General features: G+C 58.6%; 21 protein-coding genes. 3 read left to right on the top strand and 18 right to left on the bottom strand.

Annotated elements, in window-relative coordinates:
- Positions 1-4: 4 nt before the first annotated feature.
- The 6 genes from codB to LIO98_RS11000 form a co-directional block, all read right to left on the bottom strand.
- Positions 5-1,261 carry a cytosine permease gene (gene codB / locus LIO98_RS10975; RefSeq protein WP_291956886.1) on the bottom strand — a complete coding sequence of 419 codons (1,257 nt, stop codon included), beginning with the start codon at positions 1,259-1,261 and terminating at the stop codon, positions 5-7.
- 285 nt (positions 1,262-1,546) lie between these two features.
- A complete protein-coding gene (locus tag LIO98_RS10980; protein ID WP_291956889.1) occupies positions 1,547-1,789 on the bottom strand; it encodes a (2Fe-2S) ferredoxin domain-containing protein in 243 nt (80 codons plus the stop codon).
- Between the two features lie 2 nt (positions 1,790-1,791).
- Positions 1,792-3,486, bottom strand: coding sequence for a [FeFe] hydrogenase, group A (locus LIO98_RS10985; RefSeq protein ID WP_291956892.1), 1,695 nt, complete (start codon positions 3,484-3,486; stop codon positions 1,792-1,794).
- A 4-nt stretch (positions 3,487-3,490) separates the two neighbouring features.
- Positions 3,491-5,365 (bottom strand): NADH-quinone oxidoreductase subunit NuoF, encoded by a 1,875-nt coding sequence (locus LIO98_RS10990; RefSeq protein WP_291956894.1) that lies wholly within the window; start codon positions 5,363-5,365, stop codon positions 3,491-3,493.
- 1 nt (position 5,366) lies between these two features.
- Entirely contained in the window at positions 5,367-5,843 is a 477-nt protein-coding gene (locus LIO98_RS10995) for an NAD(P)H-dependent oxidoreductase subunit E (protein ID WP_291956895.1), read from the bottom strand.
- Between the two features lie 118 nt (positions 5,844-5,961).
- A complete protein-coding gene (locus tag LIO98_RS11000; protein ID WP_291956897.1) occupies positions 5,962-6,618 on the bottom strand; it encodes a redox-sensing transcriptional repressor Rex in 657 nt (218 codons plus the stop codon).
- Positions 6,619-6,858: 240 nt separating this feature from the next.
- On the opposite strand from LIO98_RS11000, the gene LIO98_RS11005 reads away from it, so the two are divergent.
- Genes LIO98_RS11005 through LIO98_RS11015 form a run of 3 tightly spaced genes read left to right on the top strand, consistent with a single transcriptional unit; the run spans position 6,859 to position 8,334 of the window.
- The gene (locus tag LIO98_RS11005; RefSeq protein ID WP_291956900.1) at positions 6,859-7,047 is read left to right on the top strand and encodes a helix-turn-helix domain-containing protein; all 189 of its coding nucleotides are present in this window, start codon (positions 6,859-6,861) and stop codon (positions 7,045-7,047) included.
- On the top strand, positions 7,040-7,369 hold the full coding sequence (locus LIO98_RS11010) for a HipA N-terminal domain-containing protein (RefSeq protein ID WP_291956902.1): 330 nt from the start codon (positions 7,040-7,042) through the stop codon (positions 7,367-7,369). Before LIO98_RS11005 ends, LIO98_RS11010 begins: the two co-directional genes overlap by 8 nt.
- Positions 7,370-7,428: 59 nt before the next feature.
- On the top strand, positions 7,429-8,334 hold the full coding sequence (locus LIO98_RS11015) for a HipA domain-containing protein (protein WP_291956904.1): 906 nt from the start codon (positions 7,429-7,431) through the stop codon (positions 8,332-8,334).
- A 46-nt stretch (positions 8,335-8,380) separates the two neighbouring features.
- Here LIO98_RS11015 and tsaD read toward each other — a convergent pair whose 3' ends face one another.
- The 12 genes from tsaD to LIO98_RS11075 form a co-directional block, all read right to left on the bottom strand.
- Entirely contained in the window at positions 8,381-9,412 is a 1,032-nt protein-coding gene (tsaD, locus tag LIO98_RS11020) for a tRNA (adenosine(37)-N6)-threonylcarbamoyltransferase complex transferase subunit TsaD (RefSeq protein ID WP_291956907.1), read from the bottom strand.
- Positions 9,412-9,609 (bottom strand): hypothetical protein, encoded by a 198-nt coding sequence (locus tag LIO98_RS11025; RefSeq protein ID WP_291956910.1) that lies wholly within the window; start codon positions 9,607-9,609, stop codon positions 9,412-9,414. Before LIO98_RS11025 ends, tsaD begins: the two co-directional genes overlap by 1 nt.
- Positions 9,591-10,139 (bottom strand): hypothetical protein, encoded by a 549-nt coding sequence (locus LIO98_RS11030; protein WP_291956912.1) that lies wholly within the window; start codon positions 10,137-10,139, stop codon positions 9,591-9,593. Before LIO98_RS11030 ends, LIO98_RS11025 begins: the two co-directional genes overlap by 19 nt.
- A gap of 296 nt (positions 10,140-10,435) precedes the next feature.
- Entirely contained in the window at positions 10,436-11,800 is a 1,365-nt protein-coding gene (locus tag LIO98_RS11035) for a Na+/H+ antiporter NhaC family protein (protein ID WP_291956915.1), read from the bottom strand.
- Positions 11,801-12,035: 235 nt separating this feature from the next.
- The gene (murJ, locus tag LIO98_RS11040) at positions 12,036-13,712 is read right to left on the bottom strand and encodes a murein biosynthesis integral membrane protein MurJ (RefSeq protein ID WP_291957022.1); all 1,677 of its coding nucleotides are present in this window, start codon (positions 13,710-13,712) and stop codon (positions 12,036-12,038) included.
- The gene (gene lptB, locus LIO98_RS11045) at positions 13,712-14,461 is read right to left on the bottom strand and encodes an LPS export ABC transporter ATP-binding protein (protein WP_291957024.1); all 750 of its coding nucleotides are present in this window, start codon (positions 14,459-14,461) and stop codon (positions 13,712-13,714) included. Before lptB ends, murJ begins: the two co-directional genes overlap by 1 nt.
- Positions 14,461-15,528, bottom strand: coding sequence for a hypothetical protein (locus LIO98_RS11050; RefSeq protein ID WP_291956918.1), 1,068 nt, complete (start codon positions 15,526-15,528; stop codon positions 14,461-14,463). The genes lptB and LIO98_RS11050 overlap by 1 nt, the downstream gene beginning before the upstream one ends.
- 130 nt (positions 15,529-15,658) lie before the next feature.
- Positions 15,659-16,516: a hypothetical protein gene (locus LIO98_RS11055; protein WP_291956920.1), complete on the bottom strand. Its 858-nt coding sequence runs from the start codon at positions 16,514-16,516 to the stop codon at positions 15,659-15,661.
- Positions 16,517-17,116 (bottom strand): orotate phosphoribosyltransferase, encoded by a 600-nt coding sequence (gene pyrE / locus LIO98_RS11060; RefSeq protein WP_291956923.1) that lies wholly within the window; start codon positions 17,114-17,116, stop codon positions 16,517-16,519.
- A complete protein-coding gene (pyrF, locus tag LIO98_RS11065; protein WP_291956926.1) occupies positions 17,116-17,823 on the bottom strand; it encodes an orotidine-5'-phosphate decarboxylase in 708 nt (235 codons plus the stop codon). The genes pyrE and pyrF overlap by 1 nt, the downstream gene beginning before the upstream one ends.
- Before the next feature lie 133 nt (positions 17,824-17,956).
- Positions 17,957-19,261 carry a dihydroorotase gene (locus LIO98_RS11070; RefSeq protein ID WP_291956930.1) on the bottom strand — a complete coding sequence of 435 codons (1,305 nt, stop codon included), beginning with the start codon at positions 19,259-19,261 and terminating at the stop codon, positions 17,957-17,959.
- Complete coding sequence (locus LIO98_RS11075; RefSeq protein ID WP_291957026.1) at positions 19,261-20,187, bottom strand: aspartate carbamoyltransferase catalytic subunit; 927 nt, start codon at positions 20,185-20,187, stop codon at positions 19,261-19,263. Before LIO98_RS11075 ends, LIO98_RS11070 begins: the two co-directional genes overlap by 1 nt.
- Between the last annotated feature and the right edge of the window lie 10 nt (positions 20,188-20,197).

The following is a 20,197-nucleotide window of genomic DNA, read 5'->3' on the forward strand; positions in this document are numbered from 1 at the left end:
ATTTTTAGCTCTTTTTCGCGGTCAGGCGGTCGAGGACGAGGAATACCAGCGCCGCCGCGGCCAGCGAGTTGACGGGTTTTATGCCGCAGGTTACGAAGATGCCGACCAGTGATCCCGCCGCCACCGCGAGGACGCCCGCCAGATTGACCGCGGGACCGCTCGCGGCGGGTCTGTAGTATTCATCTTTATGCAGGAAGTAGTGTAGGATGAGCACCGCGCCGATGGGCGGGATCATGCCGGAGAGCAGGTTCAGCATACCGACAAAGTTATAGTAGAGCCAGACGGCGGTCAGGGTTCCCGCCGCGCCGCTGAGCAGAACGAGGGGCTTGTTTGGTATCTTGGTGATGTTCGAGACGCCGAGCCCCGCCGTATAGAGCGCGTTGTTGTTGGTGGTCCAGATGTTCAGCCCGAGGGTGAGGATCGCGGGAATGGCCAGTCCCTGGAGGATCAGGATGTCAAAGATATCGGCGACGCCCGTCACCGCACCGCCGACCGCGCCGAAGATCATCATTATGGAGTTCCCGACAAAGAAGGCGACGACGGTGGCAAGTACCGCCACGCGCGGCGTCTTAGAGAAGCGGGTAAAGTTCGGCGTCGCGGTGCCGCCGGAGATAAAGGAGCCAACGACGATGGCGATGCCCGTCGCGAGGCTGATCGGTTTCTGCGGTATCTGGGCAAATACGTTCATGAAGCCGCCGACCTTATCCACCCCCCAGCCGACTGAATAGACACCGAGAACGGCGATCAGCGGCACGGCGATCGAGCCAAGCACCGCGAGCGCCCTGATCCCCAGGTAGGCGGTGACTGTCATGACCGTTCCCGTGATGATTATGAGCGCCCAGACGGGAATACGGCCGCCGGTCAGCCCGGATACGGGGATCGCGAACATCGCGACGCCGACGCCGAACCAGCCGATCTGCGTGAAGCTGATGAGCGCGGAGGGCAGGTAAGAGCCCTTTTCGCCAAAGGAGCGGTGGGCCATCAGGTCGAGCGTGAGCCCCGTCTTCTGGCCGATGTATCCCAGCAGGCCGCAGTAGACGCCGAGGAAGGCGTTGTCCAGGATCATCGCGAGGATGAAGCCGTTGAGCGTGAGTCCGATACCGAGGTTGCCGCCCGCGGTCATGCTCGGCGAGAAGAAGGTGAAGCCCACAAGTACGACCATCGCCGCCCAGAGTCCCTGCACTTTTTTCGCGACAGGCACCGCGGACAGGGAACACTCGCTGTCCGCAATTAATTTTTTCGCTGTCGTCTGTTCACTCATAAAAAAACTCTCCGTTTCAAATATAAACTATGCAACCGGTTACACAAACCGCGGACTATTATATTACGCAAAGACGTTTTTTTGTAGCCTCAAATCGGCGCGGATAAAAACCTTACGCGTCATAAATTGCCCCCTGAGCATCCAGCGCCGTATGGATATACGGCTTTCGGTTCTCAGGGGGCGGGTTATTTAGCCTGCGGCGCTTATTCGCACCGATTTATCTGTTTGAAAGATTTTGTTTTATCTGCCATGACGGATTTACGCAGGCGTTCCGTCATCAATGCTTCACAGGCGCGGCATTATCGTCTCCTCAAAGAATTTATACGCGGTCTCCGGTGAAACATTGTAGACGGTCCCGTCCACGTCTACGGAGACGTCGTTCTGACACTGACCCATGCAGAAGGAGCCGCTGATCTCTATTTTATCGTGCAGTCCCCGCTCTTCGATCTCATGCTGGAAAAGCTGGAGCACATTGTAGGCTCCCTTGAGGTAGCAGGAGGTCCCAATACATATTCTCACTATGGCCATGACTATGCCTCCTTCGCGTGGTAGTGTACGTGGAGCAGGTCGTGGACGCGCCCCTTCAGCAGCCCGCTGTAGAGCGAAAGCATGAGCGGGTTCTCCTCCGAACGTTTGATGCTCGACATCTTGTCCGCCGAGTAGAGTCCCTTGCCGCGGCTCACTTTGCCTTCGCGGAGGATGAAGGGCTGTCCCGCGCCGCAGACGCAGCCGCCGGGGCAGGCCATGACCTCCACAAAGTCGTAGTGCTCGCCCTCCTTGATGCGTTTTATCAGCTCATGGGCGTTTCCAAGGCCGCTGACCACCGCAATCTTAAGCTCCCTGTCCCCGTACTTCACCGTCGCCGATTTGATTCCGTCGCCGCCGCGCACGCCCTTGAAGGTGATCGTACGGAGCGCCGCCGCCGATTTGTCGGAGATTACCCGGCGCAGTACCGCCTCGGTGACGCCGCCTGTGACTCCGAAGATGACGCCAGCGCCGCTCATCGTGCCGAAGGGCATGTCGACCGCCTCCGGCTCAAGCTCTGAGAATACGATGCCGGACTCTTTTATCATCTGAATGAGCTCCTGCGTGGTGATTACGTAGTCCACGTCGGGGCCCAGCTCGCCGCGGAATTCCTCGCGCGCCGCCTCCGCCTTTTTCGCCGTGCAGGGCATGACCGCCACATGTACATGCTTTCTCGGCGAATGTTTGTGGTGTTCCTTGATTACCGCGGCGAACATCTGCATCGGCGAGCGGCAGGTGGAGAGGTTTTTAACCACCTCCGGCTCATTCTTTTCCGCGTAGCTGACCCAGGCGGGACAGCAGGAGGTGAAGAGCGGCATCTTATGTTCGCCCTTGCCGAGGCGCGCGAGGAACTCCGCCGATTCCTCAAGCACCGTGAGATCCGCACCCGTCGAGGTGTCGAATACCTCGTTAAAGCCCATCCGGCGCAGCGCCGCGACGATTAGCCCCATCGCGTTTTCGCCGTCACCTATGCCAAGATCTTTGCCGAGCGCGACGCGCACCGCGGGGGCTATCTGCACGGAGACGCGCGTCTCTTTTTCGTCGAGAGCCTTCCAGACCCGCGCGCTGTCGTTCTTTATCACGATCGCGCCCGTCGGGCAGACGGCGGCGCACTGGCCGCAGCCGACGCAGACGCTTTCGCTGATGGGGATGTCAAAGACGGTGCTGATCGTCATTTTTGAGCCGCGCCCCGCGAAGTCGATCGCGCCGACCTGCTGTATCTCGTTGCACATTCTCACGCAGTCTCCGCAGAGGATACATTTGTTGTGGTCGCGCGTGATGCAGAGCGACGACTCGTCGCGGCGGGGCGTCTCCGCCCCGTTCGGGAAGCGCACGCCCTCGATGTTGAAGCGCATTGCGAGGTCCTGTAGTTTGCATTTGCCGTTATTGTTGCAGGTGGTGCAGTCGCGGCAGTGGTCGGCGAGCAGCAGCTCGAGGATCATCTTGCGGTATTTGCGGAGACGCCCGGTGTTGGTCCAGATCTCCATGCCCTCTTTGGGCGGGGTAGAGCAGGCCGCGTCAAGACCGCCCCATTTATTTTCCACCATGCACATGCGGCAGGCGCCGTAGATGGAGAGCTCCGAGTAGTAGCAGAAGGTTGGAAGCTTGATGCCCGCTTTGCGGATAACCTCCAGGATATTCTTTTCATCCTCTATTTCGACGGGGAGCCCGTCTATCGTCATATATTTTTTCGTATCCATCTAGTTAGGCCTCCTTGACTGCGTGGAAGGGGCACGCGGTGACGCACGCGCCGCACTTGATACACTTATCTTTGTCGATCGTAAATGGTTCTTTTATCTTGCCGCTGATGGCCTCGGTGGGACAGCCGCGCGCGCACTTTGAGCAGCCTTTGCAGAGCGCGGGGTCTATCTCGAAGCTCTTAAGTTTCGGACAGGCGCCGACGGGGCAGTATTTTTTATTGATATGCGCCACGTATTCTTCGCGGAAATTTTTGATGGTGCTCACCACGGGAAGCGCGGCGGTCTTTCCAAGTCCGCAGAGCGCGGTGTGCGAGATCATGTCGGCAAGCTCGAGCAGCAGTTCGATGTCGCCCTCGCGTCCCTCGCCGGCGACGATACGCTCAAGAATGGCAAGCATCTGTTTCGTGCCGCCGCGGCAGGGAACGCACTTGCCGCAGGACTCGTTCTGCGTGAAGTTCATAAAGAAACGCGCCACCTCGACCATGCAGGTTTTGCTGTCCATAACGACGAGGCCGCCGGAGCCGATCATCGCCCCCGCCGCCGTCAGCGAATCAAAGTCGAGGGGCAGGTCAAGGTCCTTTGCCGTGAGGCAGCCGCCTGAGGGTCCGCTGATCTGGACCGCCTTGAAATCCGCGCCGCCGCGCATGCCGCCGCCGACCTCAAAGACGATCTCGCGCAGCGTCGTGCCCATCGGCACCTCTATCAGTCCGGTGTTTTCAATATTCCCCGTCAGCGCGAAGGCCTTCGTTCCCGGGCTCTTTTCAGGGCCGAGCGCCTTGTACCACGCCACGCCCTTATTGATGATAAGCGGCACATTGGCAAAGGTCTCAACGTTGTTGAGCACCGTCGGGCTGTCAAAGAGACCGTGTTCCACGGTACGCGGCGGCTTGACGCGCGGCATGCCGCGCTTGCCCTCGATGGAGGCGGTCAGCGCGCTGCCCTCGCCGCAGACGAACGCGCCCGCGCCGCGGTTTATGTGCATATGAAAGGAGAAGCCGCTGCCGAGGATGTCGTCGCCGAGAAGCCCCAGCTCCTCCGCCTGCGCGATCGCGGTGCGCAGGCGCGAGACCGCCATCGGATATTCGGCGCGCACGTAGATGTAGCCGTTCTGCGCTCCGCAGGCGAGTCCGGCGATCATCATGCCCTCAAGCATACGGTGCGGGTCGCCCTCCATGATGCTTCTGTCCATAAAGGCTCCGGGGTCGCCCTCGTCGCCGTTGCAGACGATGTACTTATGTTCGGCGTTCTGGCGTTTCACCTGGCTCCATTTACGGCCTGTGGGAAAGCCCCCGCCGCCGCGCCCGCGCAGATTAGCCTCCTCGATCATACCGACGATCCCATCGCCGTCCATGTCGAAGAGGGCGCGCTCAAAGGCCGAGTAGCCGCCGATCGCGAGGTATTCCTTGATGGAGGTGGCGTCGATGTGGCCGCAGTGCTCAAGGACGTGGCGCGTCTGTTTTTTATAGAAGGGGATCTCGTCCTGTTTCTTGAAGACCTCGCCGCCCTTCTGATAGGCGAGGCGTTCGATGTGGGAGCCGCCGATTATCGTCTTTTCCACGATCTCCGCGCAGTCCTCCGGCTTCACCTTGACGTAGAGCCAGCCCTGCGGCTCGATCCGCACCAGCGGCCCCATCTCGCAGAAACCGTGGCAGCCGGACTTTTTCAGCCCGACGGAGTGTTCGTGCGGCTCCTCTTTGAGCTCGACGGCGACGTTGATGCCGCGCTCCGTCATGATCTTTTTCAGCTCGTCATATATCTCCAGAGAGCCGCTCGATATACAGCCGGTACCGGCGCAGATGAGAATCTTTTTATCCTCCTCGCCGAGGCTGGCGGCGTAGATTTCGCGCAGCTCCCGAAGTTCTTCACGTCCCTTTATCATCTTAGAGCTCCTCCTTGAGCGCGGCGACGAGCCCGGAGGCCTTATCGGGCGTCATCGCGGGATAGACTTTGTCGTTGACGGTGAGTACCGGCGCAAGGCCGCAGGCGCCGAGGCAGGATACCGTCTCCACCGTGAAGCCGAGGTCGTCTGTCGTCACTTTTTTATCGGAGAGACCCAGCTCGGAGCGCAGACGGTCGAGGATAGGGATCGATTTACGCACGTGACAGGCGGTGCCGTCGCAGACTTTGATCACAAATTTTCCCTTCGGGTTGAGGGAAAAATTCTCATAAAAGGTGGCCACGCTGTATATGCGCGCCTGAGGAACCCTCAGCTTCTTTGAGAGGTAGGGGAAAATCTCACGGGGCAGATAGCGGTAATGCTCCTGAATATCCTGCAATATCGCGATGACGGCCGTACCCGAGGATTCATGTGCCTCAAGTATCTTATCGATGAGCGTGTAATCAAAATTTTCTGTCACGATAACATCCCTCTTTTTTGTTTATTTGTATAGCCCTTTTCAGGGCAAACACCATCATTGCCCCGCGCCACCGCGGAGCTGACGGACGATCGCTTTTAGTTTTGCTGCCGGTTACCGATTAAAGACTGAGACTCTCCTGGCGCTGGCGCAGCCTGCTGGAGAGCACCGCGAACGAGGCGGCGAGATTTTCATTCGAGATTATCACATCGTCGGGGACATTGAGGTGCGCCGGCGCGAAGTTCCAGATCGCCTTGATGCCGCCGCGGACCATCACGTCACAGATCTCCTGCGCGTACTGCGCGGGGGCTGTGATGATGCCGATATGAACCGTGAAACGTCCGCAGAGCTCCGTCAGCCGCGAGACGTCGAATATCTCCTTGCCGTGCACGGTGGTCCCGATCACCGCGGGGTCGTTATCAAATCCGGCGATAATGGAAAGACCGTAGCGGTCAAAATTTTTATATGAAAGAAGGGCACGGCCAAGATTGCCTACGCCGGCGACGACCGCCTCATGGGCGTTTTTACAGCCCAGGAACTCTTCCATATCCTCGATAAGTCCCTCCAGGGCAAAGCCGATACGCGGGTTTCCGTCGACCTTGGAGACGGCGGCAAGATCTTTCCTCACCTGCACGGGGTGCAGCCCCAGCTCTCCCGCGAGAAAGGCCGCCGATACATGGCTGCTGCCGTCGGCACGCAGTTTTTTCAAGTGTTCAAGATAGAGCGGCATTCGCTGCAGAGATTGTCTTGATATGCTTAAAGGTTTTGTATTAGGCACCTGCTCACCCTCCATAACTCTCACATCATTCGTTATCGATAATTATATATCGATAATAAAAATATGCAACCCCTATTCTGAGAAAACGCCGGATAAATCTTTCAGTCTGTTTATCGATATGGAATACATCCTCATTAAATACATTGATTTTATACCTTATATGGTGTATATTTTGTCATGAAAGCATATTTTATACCCATTCGGGGTGATTTTTTGAATAAGAATAATCTGGCCATAACTGTGAAAAAAAACCGGAAAAAATTACACCTCACCCAAGTAGAGGCGGCGGAACGGGCCGGAGTCGGGCTGCGCTTTATCCGCGAGCTGGAGTGCGGCAAGAAGACGCTGCGCATGGATAAGGTAAACGACCTGCTCTTTCTCTTTGGACTGGAGCTGGGCCCCGTACCTATGGAGCGAGACGATGAGTGAGCCTCTGCGCCGCTGTGTCGTTAATTTTTTCGGGCGTCCCGCGGGCGAGATCACGGAGAGCGACAGCGGCTACTGCTTCTCCTATTACCATAGTTATCTCGCGTCGGAAGATGCCGCTCCGATAAGCGTCACGCTGCCGCTGCGTGAAGAACCGTTTGAGACAAAGACCCTCCATCCATTTTTTGACGGACTGATACCGGAGGGATGGAGCCTGGATATAGTCGTGAAAAACTGGAAGCTGGACCCGCGCGACCGGATGGGGCTGCTTATGGCCTGCTGCAAAAACTGTATCGGCGCGGCGTCGATAGAGGTAAAACCGTGAGGCGCTGTTTATGCTGTTACGGAGAGCTGGAGAGCGGCCTGTATCATAAGGCCTGCTCTATGAAGCTTTTCGGGAGCCAGGAGCCTCCGACGATCGATTACACCCTCGACGAGCTTTACAGCAAAGCGCGTGACAAGATCATCGAAAGCGCCGCCGTGCCTGGAGTTCAGCCAAAGATGTCCATGGAACGGCTGTCGAAGGCCGGAGACAATAAACTTACCTTTGTCGGACTTTGGGGCGATTATATTTTAAAACCGCAGTCAAAAACTTATCCTTTCCTGCCGGAAAACGAGGCGCTCACGATGAAACTGGCGGAGGCCGCCGGCATTCCTACCGCGCCCTCCGGACTGCTGCCGCTAGCCTCAGGCGAGCTGGCCTACCTGACGCTGCGGATGGACAGAGCCGGCATAAAAAGGTATGAGGCAAAAAAGAAATTGAGGCACATGGAGGATTTCTGCCAGATAACAGAACACATGACGGAATATAAATATAAAGGATCGATGGAGCTGATAGCGAAAAACCTGCGCCGTTATTCCACAGCCCCAGGCTACGACCTTTCCGTTCTGTTTGACATGGCGGTCTTTATCTTCCTCACGGGCAACGGCGATATGCACCTGAAAAATTTCTCGCTTCTTTACGACGGAGGCGAAAGGAGGCTCGCACCCGCATATGATCTTCTTTCGACTAGGCTCGTCATTGCCGAAAAGGACGACCCGGAAGAGTTTGCCATGCCGATGAACGGTAAAAAGAGCAACTTCAAAGAGGTCGATTTTATCAAGTTTTCCGAGTCGGAGGGGCTCAACAAAAATCATTATAACAGAACGATGGTCCGATTCGCAAAACGGCTGCCCGCAATGTTCAGTCTCATAAAGCAAAGCTTCCTGCCGGAGTCGGCACGCCGCCAATATTTGGAGCTGCTTGAATCTCGAGCGGCAAGATTAAATATTTTACCTGATAGGGTATAAAACAACCAAATAAACTATTTTTATAACCTATAGGGTATGATTATCTTTACCAGATGCTCCACGACGGATTCGGAGACAGGCGCAGATCTGAGCGGTTTCCGCGCATGTAGGAGTTGTACCCGGCGGCGGCGATCATCACCGCGTTGTCGGTGCACATCCCACGCGGCGGCAGAAAGAGCTCCACTCCCCTGTCGCGCGAGTATTCCGTGAGCGCGGCGCGCAGTCCGGAGTTTGCGGCTACGCCGCCCGACACGGTGAGGCGTTTCACGCCCGTACGCTTCACGGCGAGCTTTATCTTACCCATCAGGCTGTCTACGACGGCCTTTTGGAAGGAGGCGCAGAGGTCCGCGAGCGGAAATTCCTCGCCAAGCGCCGTCTCTTTCCCGATGAGCGTCATCGCGGCGGTCTTGAGGCCGCTGAAGCTGAATTCTATCTCCTTCGTCGAGGCCAGCGGCAGCGGCAGCTGGAAGGCGTCCGGATCTCCGCCGGCGGCAAGCCTGTCTATTATCGGGCCGCCGGGATAACCGAGCCCCAGCACTTTCGACACCTTATCGTAGGCCTCGCCCGCCGCGTCGTCGCGCGTCGAGCCAAGCAGCTCATAGCCGCCGAAGGCGCGCACGAGCACCACTTCGGTATGTCCGCCGGAGACTATCAGCGAGATAAACGGCGGCTTAAGCTCCTCCGAGACGGCGGCATTGGCAAAGATATGGCCCTCCAGGTGGTTGACGCCGATTAGCGGCACCCCCCATCCCTGCGACAGGGCCTTCGCCGTCATCACGCCGACAAGCAGCGAGCCCATAAGCCCGGGGCCGGATGTTACGGCGATCAGGCTCAGCTCCTTCGCCGGCTCCCCGATTCCCGCCTTGGCGAGCACGCTCTCAAGCAGCGGCAGGATCGCCTCCTGGTGCATACGCGAGGCAAGCTCCGGCACCACACCGCCGTAGACGCTGTGTGAGTCTATCTGGCTCGATATGACCTCAGCTAGCAGCCCATGGCCTCCCTCAAGCACCGCGAGCGCGGTGTCGTCGCAGCTGGATTCGATACCAAGAGTAAGAAATTTTTTTTCGCTCTCAGCCATCAGTGCGAGCAGCCTCTGCAGCCGGCGCAGTTTCCGCCGCAGTTACAGCCTTTAGCGCGCCGCATCTCGCCCTTTTGGTGGATGAGCACGCGGCAGCGGCACTGCGGGCACTTTTCGGCAAAGGTCTCCGTCTCGAAGACGAGCCCACATTCGGCGCATTTATAGATGTGCAGAGCCTCTACTTGGGAACTTTCCATGTCTCAGAATCATCTCCGTAACCGATCTTTATCTCCTTGCCGGCCTTGACCTCCGCTTTGGGGACCGCAAAGGCGAAATAACCGTCGCTCTTCGACGCCATGGGGCCAAAGGGATTCGTCATACTCGAGGAGAGGATATCTCCCTTTTGCAGATGATAGCCGCCGACGAAGACCTGAGTGTAATCGAAATCCCATGGCTTGTAGACGTCGATGTGGGCGATGAAGAGTCTCTTTTTACTGGTGGCGTCCGTACCGTAATACTGAGCCATATCATATACCCAAGGCTGCAGACGGCTGTCGGCGGCGATTGACTTGGAGAGTTTGTCGTCGACATAGATTATCTGCATCGCGCCGCGCGCGCCGAGCACCATATCGCCGAAACGCTCGCCTTCCACCCATATATCGGTCTGCCGCTCGTCTAAGAGCTCAGACACATCCTGCGTTTTATTGGAGGGACCGGCAAAGGCTATCTGGACCGAACATATCACAAACGCAACAATAGCGATGACCGCTGCAAATGATTTTTTCATTTTGTTCTCCTTCAAAAAAGTTTTCAGCCGCAGAAGGGCTTTTGTCTTTAGCCCCCCTACAGCTGAATATCATAGCATAATATGGGCCGCGTTATATACTTTTTGCCCGCGGGAACCATGGCAAACGCATGAAAGTTGACAACAGCGCCCGTGCCGCCGGACAGCGTCATTTTTATCGCTATGTTCATCAAAAGACTCAATGAGTTTGCCCTGCTATGGGAACAGGGCGGACCATTCGGTTTTTTAATATCACCGTCCGCGATACGCCCAAGCGGAAGCCGCCGCGTTCCTCCGGCCTATAGGAAACGGTACGAACCGAGCCAGGAGCGCAGAAAGCGCCTGTACACCGACGCGCGGCGAAAATGCATCTCTTTTCCGATGAAGTAGCATATGGGGATAAGGAATATATAAAATTCCCAGCGGAGAGCCTCCACGCCGACACCGAGCAGCTTCAGAGGCACGGAGCATGAGAGGCACCAAGGCACCATCGGCGCGATGATCACCAGCGAGTTCTCCAGGTCGAGGGCAAGCTCTTCCTTCGGCTGGCCGCGCTTAGCGTACTGTTTTTTCAGGAGGGTGGCCGCCATGATGCAGGAGGTTATCTGGCTGCAAAATATTCCCGAGGCAAAGAGGCTCGACAGTATCACGGTACATGATTTGCCGATACGCCGCATCATCGCCTCCACGATCTCGTTCAGCTGACGCAGGAGGCCGGAGACGGAGAGTATCTTCGCATAGGTGCTGGATATCGAGAGTATCATGATGATGCCGGCCATCGACACCAGGCCGCCGCCGTTCCAGATATCCCCCATGACCGCATCCTGCGGATAGTAGCCGAAGATTGCCGTATGAAGCAGCTCCGCGGCGCTCTCTCCCTGAATGGCGCAGGCGATGATGCAGGCCGCAGCCGAGCTTACGATCAGCGCGTATTTTACCCTGATCCTCATAAGCGGGAAGCAAAACATCACGGCGACCGGCAGCAGCGCCCACCAACTGATCACAAAGTCCTTCTTTATCTCCGCGAGATATCCTGCGTTTGAGATATAGAGCGGGTTATTGAAAGAGAGGAAACAATAGGCGGCGATGCAGACCGCCGTCGGGATCAGCGCGGTGCGGAGCATCCGGCTCACGTTGCCGTAAAGGTCCGTTTTGGTAAGCGCGGCGATGAGGTTCGCGCTCGAGGCGGTAGGCGAACAGCGGTCGCCAAAGTAGACGCCGGAAAGTATCGCGCCGGCGGCAAGCAGCTCGTTCACGCCGCCCGAGCGCGCGATGGCCATCAGGATGACGCCCGCGGTGCCGGCGACGCCGATGCTCGTGCCGAGGGCATAGGAGATAAAGCAGGTGAGAAGGAAGGCGATGAGGATAAAGAGCTTCGGCGTTATCAGACCTACCCCGTGGTAGACAAAGAAGGCGATCACGCCGCCGGCGCGCCATTCGGCGGTCAGCAGCCCGATGAGAAGCAGTATCTCGATGACGAGCAGAGCCTCCTTCACGCCCAGCACGGAGGCCCGCAGTACTGTGGAGAGACGGCTGCCGCGGCGCATCGCGGCGGCGGCGAGCAGGATATAGCCCAAAATCATCGCATAGACCATCTGGTAACTGTAGACCAGGCATACGGCGATAGAGGTAACAAAGAGGAGAAACGACAACAGAAAATACATAGAGCTCACTCAGCTTTCAAATATTTTTGAGATTTGCATCATTGTCGGCGTTCACAGGTTGTTTCACATGAGGCACGGCAGGCAAACGGGGCGAATGTTACCACCCTTTCGCCGCCCTGTACAGCCGTGTTGTTTTTCTTATGTCATCTGAACGAATAAGTATTCTGAATATAGAGACTTGTAAGCAGCGGGCGGAGAAGTTCCGCCGCCCATCTGTTTTCATTAAGCTGCGGCTCTATTGCCGTTTGGCCTTTCCGCCGGCCGCGTCCTTTATCCAGCGCCACTCGGGACAGCGCAGCGCCATCGTGGCGGCGGCGTAGATCAGGGCGCTGCCCGCCATCGCGGCCGCAAGCCAAAGCACCCGCAGGAGGAGCTTCGCCTCCACGGGATAGGGCAAAAGATACTTGAAGGCCAGCAGCGCGCCCACCATCAGCGAAAGAGGCATCAACACCCTCCAGAGCCACTTTATCTCAAATATACCAAGCCGTTCGCCGATATTGCGCGAAAGCATCCAGGCGGCGAACAGGCTCGCGGAGGTAAAGGCCGCCGCCGAGGCCGCGGCGAGTCCCGCGTAGGCGAAGAGGCGCATCAGCACGACGCTCGCGCAGAGGTTCACGGCAACGGTGACGCCGGTGATCATCACGGCGGCGCGCGGCATGCGGCGCGCGTATATAGCGCGCATTATCACCGTGCTGCTAGCCATGCCCGGCAGCCCGAAGGCGTATAGAGAAAGCGCCGTCGCGGTGGCGTGCCACGCCCATTCGGAGAAAGCTCCCCGGTAAAAGAGTATGTGGACGACCTCGCTTGAGACGACGCAGAGTCCAGCCGCCATCGGCAGCACGACAAAGAGGTTGAAACGCATCGCGTCGCGGATAAAGTCGCGGAATTCCCCCATCTTGTTCGGGTCCTGCCGAGAAAGCATCGGCAGTACCGCCTGAGATATAGCGATGACAAAGAGGCCGAGCGGCAGCTGAAGCACGCGGTCGGCATAGGTGAGCACCGATATCGAACCGGCGGACAGATAGGAGCCGAGCATCCGGCTGATCACGGGATTGAGCTGATTCAAAGAGAGTCCCGCCGCGTAGGGCAGGAAGAGCACCATCATGCTGCGCAGCTGCGGGTCGCGGCGGTTGGGCATCGCGGGACAGAGCCCCATCTTCAGCCTGCCGCACCAGTAGACCTGCAGAAACATATGAAAGGCCCCGCCTAGCAGCACCGCGACCGCGAGGTTCCAGATCGAGAGCCTGCTCCGCATCGCCAGCAGGAAGAGGATATAGACAAGGTTGCTGAGGGCGGGCGCGATAGCGGGGACAAAGAAGCTGCCCATGCTGTTCAGCACCCCCATCGCCAGCGCGCCGACTGATACCAGCATGAGGAAGGGGAACATTATACGCGTGAGCGAGATCGCGAGCAGACGCTCATGTGAGACAAAGCCGGGAGCCATAATGTCTACGAAGAGCGGCGCGAAGATGAGGCCGACGGCAACGACAAGGCTGCAGCCAAATATCAGCACCGTCAAAGCCTCGTTCGCGAGCTTTCGCGCCCTGTCCTGACCGTCGGCGGAGAGGGTGCGGGAAAAGACCGGCACAAAGGAGGCGGAGAGCGCGCCCTCCGCAAGCAGCTGCCGCGCAAGGTTCGCGAGCGTATAAGCCACGAAGAAGGCGTCCAGCTGTCGCGTCGCGCCGAAGAGCGCTGCCGTGAGCATTTCGCGCACGAGTCCCAGCACGCGGCTCACGAGAGTTCCGGCCATCATGCGCATCGCATGAAAGACCATGCCGGTTAACGCATCCGGACGCTCGCCCCCTGTGGATTTTTTCTGAGCTTCTGTTTCGTTACAGGGAACGCCCTCCGCTTCGACGGACATCTCCTCCGTCTCCGGCGTGGAGGCGTTCTCTCTCGGGGCTTCCAACATCACCAGCTGAAGTCTTCGCCAAGGTAGAACTTGCGGGCGTCTTTGTTCTCGGTTATGTAATCGGGCTTACCCTCAAGGAATACCTTTCCCTCATAGATGAGATAGGCCCTGTCCGTTATCGAAAGTGTCTCACGAACGTTATGGTCGGTGAGGAGTATGCCGTAGCCGCGGTCTTTAAGGTCGCGTATTATCGACTGGAGGTCGGCGACCGCGATCGGGTCGATGCCGCTGAAGGGCTCGTCCAGCAGTATGAAGAGCGGCTCCAGCGCGAGACAGCGCGCAATCTCAACGCGGCGGCGTTCGCCTCCGGAGAGGGCGACGGCCTTGGTATCGGCAAGATGGCTCAGCCCATATTCCCCAAGCAGATAGCTTATCTTGTCACCGCGCACGTCGCGCGGCACCCCCGATTCCTCAAGAACTAGGTCAAGGTTCTGGCGCACGGTAAGGCTTCTGAATACCGAGGCCTCCTGCGGCAGATAGCCGATACCGGCGCGCGCGCGCTGGTACATCGGCTGGTTGGAGAGCTGCGTATCGCCAAGCCAGACGCTGCCGGAATCGGGCAGGATACGGCCTACGATCATGTAGAAGGTCGTACTTTTACCCGCGCCGTTCGGGCCGAGCAGTCCGATGATCTCGCCCTTCTTTATCTCGATGCTGACCTCATCGACGACGCGGCGTCCGCTAAAAGCCTTGACCAGTCTATCGGCGCGGAGTATCGGCGCGTTTTTTTCTATCGTCTGGCGGGCCATTATTCTTCCACCCAACTTTTTTCCTGATCGGATAGCGGGGGCGTTTTCTTCTCCACAGCGGGCTTCTTGTCGGCGGAGGCCGGTTTTTCCAGAATTTCCGCCGGCGGCTCCTTTTTAGCGGGAGCGCCGCCCTTCGCCGTGCCAGAGTTTTCAGCGCCGTCATCTTTTTTCTTGGCCTTCTCCTCAACGACGAATACTATCTTTGAATTTCCCCTCGCCTCTATGTTGCGCGTGTCTTCGTGCACTACCATAGTATCGGCGGTCACGGTCTTGCCGTCGCTGCGCACGGCCTTCGTATTGCCGGAGATGACGACCGTCCCCCTTGCCTTTGAATAGACGGCCTTGTCGCCGGTGACCCGTGTCTTGAGTCCCTCGCGGTCCACATAGTCGAAGACCACGTTTTTATCAGCCACCATCTCCTGAAGGACCTCTTCTCCGCTCTTCGCGTCCTTGGCAAGGCGGCCCTCCATAGTTTTAGCGGAGACGGCGAATTTCTGCACAAGGTCCTCATAACGGCGCACGTCCCGCGCCCAGAATTTATCCCCCGTCCTCGTCGCCTCGGCGGCCTTGAGGATCTTGTTCTGCAGAATGCCGTCGACATTGCCTCTGGCTTTGTAGTTTTCGGTGCCTATCTCCCAGAGCACATAGTCGGCGTTGAGCCTGTCCTTGGGGGCGCGCGTCAGCAACACATCACCGAAGGCCTCCACTGTGCCGTCGGTCTTTTTCGTCTTGTCTCCGGTCCAGGTGGCGCTCTCGGATTTCAGCGTCGCCTGCTGTTCGGGAAAGCTGCCGCTCACGTTGCCGCGGATCGTCATGATCTCTTTATCGGTGTTGCCCTCGGCCTCGTCGCCCTTGAGCACCGAGCCTTCCCGCGTTATTACGACTCTGCCCTTAGCGCGGGCGTCGCCGGTATTCACGTTATACTGGATGTCGTCGGCCGAGAGAGTATTCTGGCGCTTAACGGTCTCCGCGGGTGCCTCTGGAGCCGCCGCCGCCGGAAGGGCGGCGCACATCAGGCAGAGAGCCGCCGCGGCGCAAAGTCTTCGCAGTTTTTTTTCTATTATCATAGAGGATTCCTCTTTTCCGCTAAAGTAACAGCACACGGCAACCAGTGCCGGATGTTTTCAAGCGCATTTATTTTACATTATTTATCATGATATGTATTGATTATTTTCAGTAAATAGAATTACGGTTATGCTATATCTTAGCCCTTCGCGCGCCGGCCTTCACACGATTGGCGATGATTGTGAATATTTCATGCAGAAAGACGAAAAATTCCGTATCTTTCGGCGGTAAGGGCAGCGTGAGTCGGTAAGGGTAAGCGGTGGCGGCGGAGCGTATCGCCTCCGGCGTCCAGGGGTCGAGCAGCAGCAGCCAGCCGCGCCGCGAGGCCTCGTCGAGCGCCGCGCGCAGGGCGACGCTGTCTCCCGCGAGCCATCCGGCCCAGACTGATTCGGGAGGACGCACGACTCCGGTTATCGACGAACGTACCCACGTCCCCTCCGCGCCGGTAAGGTCAAGCATATTTACGCCCGCGAGCAGATGCCTGCCGATACCCATTGTACTGTCGATACGCGACTGGAATTCCGCCAGCCTCCGCTGGTAATATGAATAATTTTTCTGATCGGCGGCGGCCATGATCTTCATGATCTCCTGCGCGATGAAAGGCAGCATCGCGGGGTCGAAAAAGGCCGCGCGCATCTTGTCTTCGCTCATCGGCCTCTTTTGGTAGAGCAGTCTGAGGTTCTTATTCTGAGTGCCGATCTTTAAGTGCGCGGCGTCATCCGGGTCAAAGGCGACCACCAGTTCACCGGCACGCGGACGCCCCGTGACTACGGTATTGCCCGCCTCGTTCCACGACGACAGCGCGCGTACCTGCGCCTGCCTGCCGCCGACAAAGGATGCGACCTCATAGAGCCACGGCGAAGTGACCGCGATCTTCATAACGCCCGCGGCTGCCGCCTCCGTACCGCGGCAGCCGAAGATCAATATCAAAACGAAAGCCATAAAGCGCAGCATAAAAATCAGGCCGCGCCGCGGCGCTTTTTTCTTCATTTATTTCGCGTCTGGACGGCTCCCCGGCTTTACAAGGGGAAGCCCCTCTTTGCAGAGCGGGCACTCCTCCGCCGTGTAGGTGGCGAAACAGACCTTGACGAGCGACTTAAGATCCCAGTCCGGCAGACAGTCGGGCGAACGGCGGTCGACGATGCTGCCTGAGGCGGCCCATTCCGCGCCCTCCGCGGCCAATATCTGCGCCGCTTCGCGCGATGATTTGCCGGTCGTGCAGACATCCTCCACCAGAGCGAAGCGGAGTTTGCCGGGATGCGGGAATCTTTTAAGACGCATCTCGCCGTCGACCCTCTCGGTGAATATAAATGGCACGCCGAGCGCGCGGGCGACCTCGTGGCCGATTATCAGGCCGCCGAGGGCGGGGGAAAGGATAAAGTCCGGTTTCGCGGGCGCGAGCAGCTTCGCGAGCTCCTCGCCGGCATAGGCGGCGAACTTGGGATAGCGCAGCATCAGCGCGCACTGCATGTAATTGTTGCTGTGCAGTCCGGAGGTGAGCTTGAAGTGGCCCTGCAGATGCGCGCCGCTCTCCTTCATCATTTCCAGTATTTTTTTTGAAACTTCATTTTTTTTGCAGGAACAGCTCATCAGCGCGAGACCTCCCCCAGAGTTTTCAGTATATCTTTCGCGGCCGCGATGGGATCGGCGGCCTCAAGTATCGGACGTCCGACGACGATGTATGAGGCGCCGGCCTCCGCCGCGTCCTTCGCGGTGGCGACGCGCGTCTGATCCTCGGTACTCACCTTTTTCGCGCGAATCCCCGGCACAACGCGCAGCAACTTTTCCGCGCGCCCCTTGAGAAGTTCGAGGTCGAGCGGCGAACAGACGATGCCGTCGAGTCCCGCGCGCTGAGCGGTCTCCGCGCGTCCGATCAGCGCCTGCTGCATGTCGCAGCCGGGATGGACGTCGCTCCAGAGTTCGCCGCCGAGGCTCGTAAGCACGGTGATACCGAGCAGCTTCATGCGGCTGCCAGTCTTATCGCGCATCGCGACGCTGCGGGCCATCATCTCGTAGCCGCCGGAGGTGTGAATGGTAAGCGCCCAGAGGCCGAGCTCGGAGAGCGGCTCCACCGCCGAGGCCACCGTGTTGGGAATGTCGTGCAGTTTGAGGTCGAGAAAGAGCTCGTAGCCGCGGTCGATTATCTCCTTCGCGAAGGCGACGCCGCCGAGCGCGTAAAGGCGCGGCCCTACCTTAACATATTTTGTAGCTTTGTCGAGCCTGTCGAGAAAATCCCTCGCACCGTCAAGCGACGGCAGGTCAAGCGCCACAATGAGTCCGCATTTATTGTTATCCATATATGTTCGTCCCTCCGTACGACGATAGCACAACCGCGTCACAGTTGTGCTATCGTCAGTCTTTCAATATTATAACTTCATTACCGTCACTTGTGGCATACGGCGAATTTTTATGCTGCGGGCGATATTTCCCTTAGAGCTCCTCTTCGTCCTGCCAGATTTTGCGCCCCTCGACGAAGGTCATCACCGGCCAGGCCGTCAGCGCGACGCCCTCCCAGGGGCAGCAGCGGGCCTTGCTCTTCCAGGTGCGGCAGTCGACGATGCGGGTCCTGTCCTCGTCGATGACCGTGAGGTCGGCGGTCGCGCCCTCTTCGATGCGGCCCAGGCCCTGCCATTTTTCGGGAAGCAGCGAAGCCGGCGAGGCGGTCATCTTCGTGAAGAGAAGTTCGAGCGGGACATCGGGATAGTTGCGGCTGCGATAGTCGAGAAGCACGGCGACGGCGCACTCGAGGGAGGCTATTCCGAAGAGGGCCTCCTGGAAGGGCTCGTCCTTCTCATCCATGTGCCACGGCGCGTGATCCGTGACGATCGCGTCTATCGTGCCGTCCTTTATACCCTCCCAGAGCGCCTTCTGATCCTCGGCGGAGCGGAGCGGCGGGTTCACCTTGAAGCGCGAGTTGTATCCGCTGTTGATGACCGCGTTCTCGTTGAGCGTGAGGTGATGGAAGGTGGTGTCGCAGGTGATGTCGAGCCCCGCGCGTTTCGCGTTGCGGATGAGTTCGACGGCGCCCGCGCTTGAGAGGTGCGTGAAGTGGATGCGTCCGCCGGTGTCGCGCACAAGGGCGATGCCGCGCGCCACGTCGATCTCTTCGGAGGCTCCGGGGATGCCCTTAAGACCGGACATCACGCTGACGCGGCCCTCGTGGACCTGTCCGCCCTTGAAGAGGCTGATCTCCTCGGGGTGCTCCATGACGCGGGGAAGCTTCTTTCCCGTGTAGAGCAGCGCGAGGCGCAGAAGCTGGCTGGTGGCTACCGGCGCGCCGTCGTCGGTGAAGAATACCGCGCCAGCCTCAGTCATCTTCTCCATCTCGCAGATCTCTTTGCCTTCGCGGTTCTTGCTCACGCAGCCAGCCGGCAGGATGCGCGCGGCCTTGGCCGCCGCCCCGTGGCTTATGACATATTCGATGAGCGCCGGTTCTGAGACCGCGGGCTTCGTGTTAGGCATCGCGACGAGCGTCGTAAATCCGCCCGCGGCGCCCGCGTGCGCTCCGCTGTTAAGATCCTCGTTCCACTCGCCGCCGGGATCACGGAAGTGCGCGTGAAGGTCGATAAAACCGGGGGTCAGCAGACGGCCACAGCCCTCGACGACCTCCGCCCCTTCGCAGGTGAGCGCCGTCCCAATCTTCGCGACCCTGCCCTCTTCGACGAGGATACAGTCGTCCTTTATGAATTCCTTGCCGTTGAATATCTTAAAACCCTTAAAAAGAATCTTTTCCATTACCTTGCACCTCCGCCGCAGAGATAGAGAAGCGCCATTCTTGTAGCGACTCCTGAACGCACCTGTTCGAGTATCACGCTCTGATGCCCGTCGGCAACCTCGGAGGCGATCTCGACGCCCCTGTTTATCGGCCCCGGGTGCATCGCGAGAGCGCCGGGATTGGCATATTTCATGAGCTCCTCGTCGGCGCCCCACCAGCGGTGGTACTCGTCGACCGAGGGGAAGAGGCCGTCCTGCTGTCTCTCGCGCTGTATTCTCAGCATGTAGACCATGTCGGCGTTCTCGACGGCTTTGCGCGGGTCGCGGTCATACTTCACGCCAAGCTGTTCGACCTCTCTCGGCATCAGCGTCGGCGGTCCGGAGAGCACCACCTCGCAGCCCATCGTTTTGAAGGCTATGACGTCGCTGCGCGCCACGCGGCTGTGGAGGACGTCGCCGACGAGGGCGATCTTGCGGCCCTCAAGATCTCCGAAGTGCTTCCAGGCCGTGTAAACGTCAAGCAGCGCCTGCGTCGGATGCGCGTGGGTGCCGTCGCCCGCGTTAAGGACGATGCCACGCTTGAGCTTCGAGGCAAGGTACTGCGCCGCGCCTACCGCTCCGTGGCGCATGACGACGATATCCGCGCCCATTGCCTCGAGCGTCCAGGCCGTATCGTGCATCGTCTCGCCCTTCGCGGCGCTCGAACCGGAGACCGACCAGTTGACGACGTCGGCGGAGAGCATCTTCTCCGCAAGCTCGAAGGAGACCCTGGTGCGCGTAGAGTTCTCAAAGAAGAGGTTGACGCACATCTTGCCGCGAAGCGCGGGAACCTTCTTCACGGGACGGTCCATTACATTTTCCATATGCCGCGACTGGTCGAGGAAGAAATAGAGCTCCTCTCTTGTCCAGCAGTCAAGGTCTATTACGCTGCGATGACGCCAGGTCATCTGTCCGATC

Origin of the sequence: Cloacibacillus sp. (assembly GCF_020860125.1) — a bacterium.
In the GTDB taxonomy this organism is placed as follows: domain Bacteria; phylum Synergistota; class Synergistia; order Synergistales; family Synergistaceae; genus Cloacibacillus.

Coding starts and splice junctions, on each gene's coding strand:
- codB (WP_291956886.1), bottom strand. CDS start 1,261: ATGAGTGAACAGACGACAGCGAAAAAATTAATTGCGGACAGCGAGTGT.
- LIO98_RS10980 (WP_291956889.1), bottom strand. CDS start 1,789: ATGGCCATAGTGAGAATATGTATTGGGACCTCCTGCTACCTCAAGGGA.
- LIO98_RS10985 (WP_291956892.1), bottom strand. CDS start 3,486: ATGGATACGAAAAAATATATGACGATAGACGGGCTCCCCGTCGAAATA.
- LIO98_RS10990 (WP_291956894.1), bottom strand. CDS start 5,365: ATGATAAAGGGACGTGAAGAACTTCGGGAGCTGCGCGAAATCTACGCC.
- LIO98_RS11010 (WP_291956902.1), top strand. CDS start 7,040: ATGAGTGAGCCTCTGCGCCGCTGTGTCGTTAATTTTTTCGGGCGTCCC.
- LIO98_RS11015 (WP_291956904.1), top strand. CDS start 7,429: ATGAAGCTTTTCGGGAGCCAGGAGCCTCCGACGATCGATTACACCCTC.
- tsaD (WP_291956907.1), bottom strand. CDS start 9,412: ATGGCTGAGAGCGAAAAAAAATTTCTTACTCTTGGTATCGAATCCAGC.
- LIO98_RS11025 (WP_291956910.1), bottom strand. CDS start 9,609: ATGGAAAGTTCCCAAGTAGAGGCTCTGCACATCTATAAATGCGCCGAA.
- LIO98_RS11030 (WP_291956912.1), bottom strand. CDS start 10,139: ATGAAAAAATCATTTGCAGCGGTCATCGCTATTGTTGCGTTTGTGATA.
- LIO98_RS11035 (WP_291956915.1), bottom strand. CDS start 11,800: ATGTATTTTCTGTTGTCGTTTCTCCTCTTTGTTACCTCTATCGCCGTA.
- murJ (WP_291957022.1), bottom strand. CDS start 13,712: ATGTTGGAAGCCCCGAGAGAGAACGCCTCCACGCCGGAGACGGAGGAG.
- lptB (WP_291957024.1), bottom strand. CDS start 14,461: ATGGCCCGCCAGACGATAGAAAAAAACGCGCCGATACTCCGCGCCGAT.
- LIO98_RS11050 (WP_291956918.1), bottom strand. CDS start 15,528: ATGATAATAGAAAAAAAACTGCGAAGACTTTGCGCCGCGGCGGCTCTC.
- LIO98_RS11055 (WP_291956920.1), bottom strand. CDS start 16,516: ATGAAGAAAAAAGCGCCGCGGCGCGGCCTGATTTTTATGCTGCGCTTT.
- pyrE (WP_291956923.1), bottom strand. CDS start 17,116: ATGAGCTGTTCCTGCAAAAAAAATGAAGTTTCAAAAAAAATACTGGAA.
- pyrF (WP_291956926.1), bottom strand. CDS start 17,823: ATGGATAACAATAAATGCGGACTCATTGTGGCGCTTGACCTGCCGTCG.
- LIO98_RS11070 (WP_291956930.1), bottom strand. CDS start 19,261: ATGGAAAAGATTCTTTTTAAGGGTTTTAAGATATTCAACGGCAAGGAA.
- LIO98_RS11075 (WP_291957026.1), bottom strand. CDS start 20,187: ATGACCTGGCGTCATCGCAGCGTAATAGACCTTGACTGCTGGACAAGA.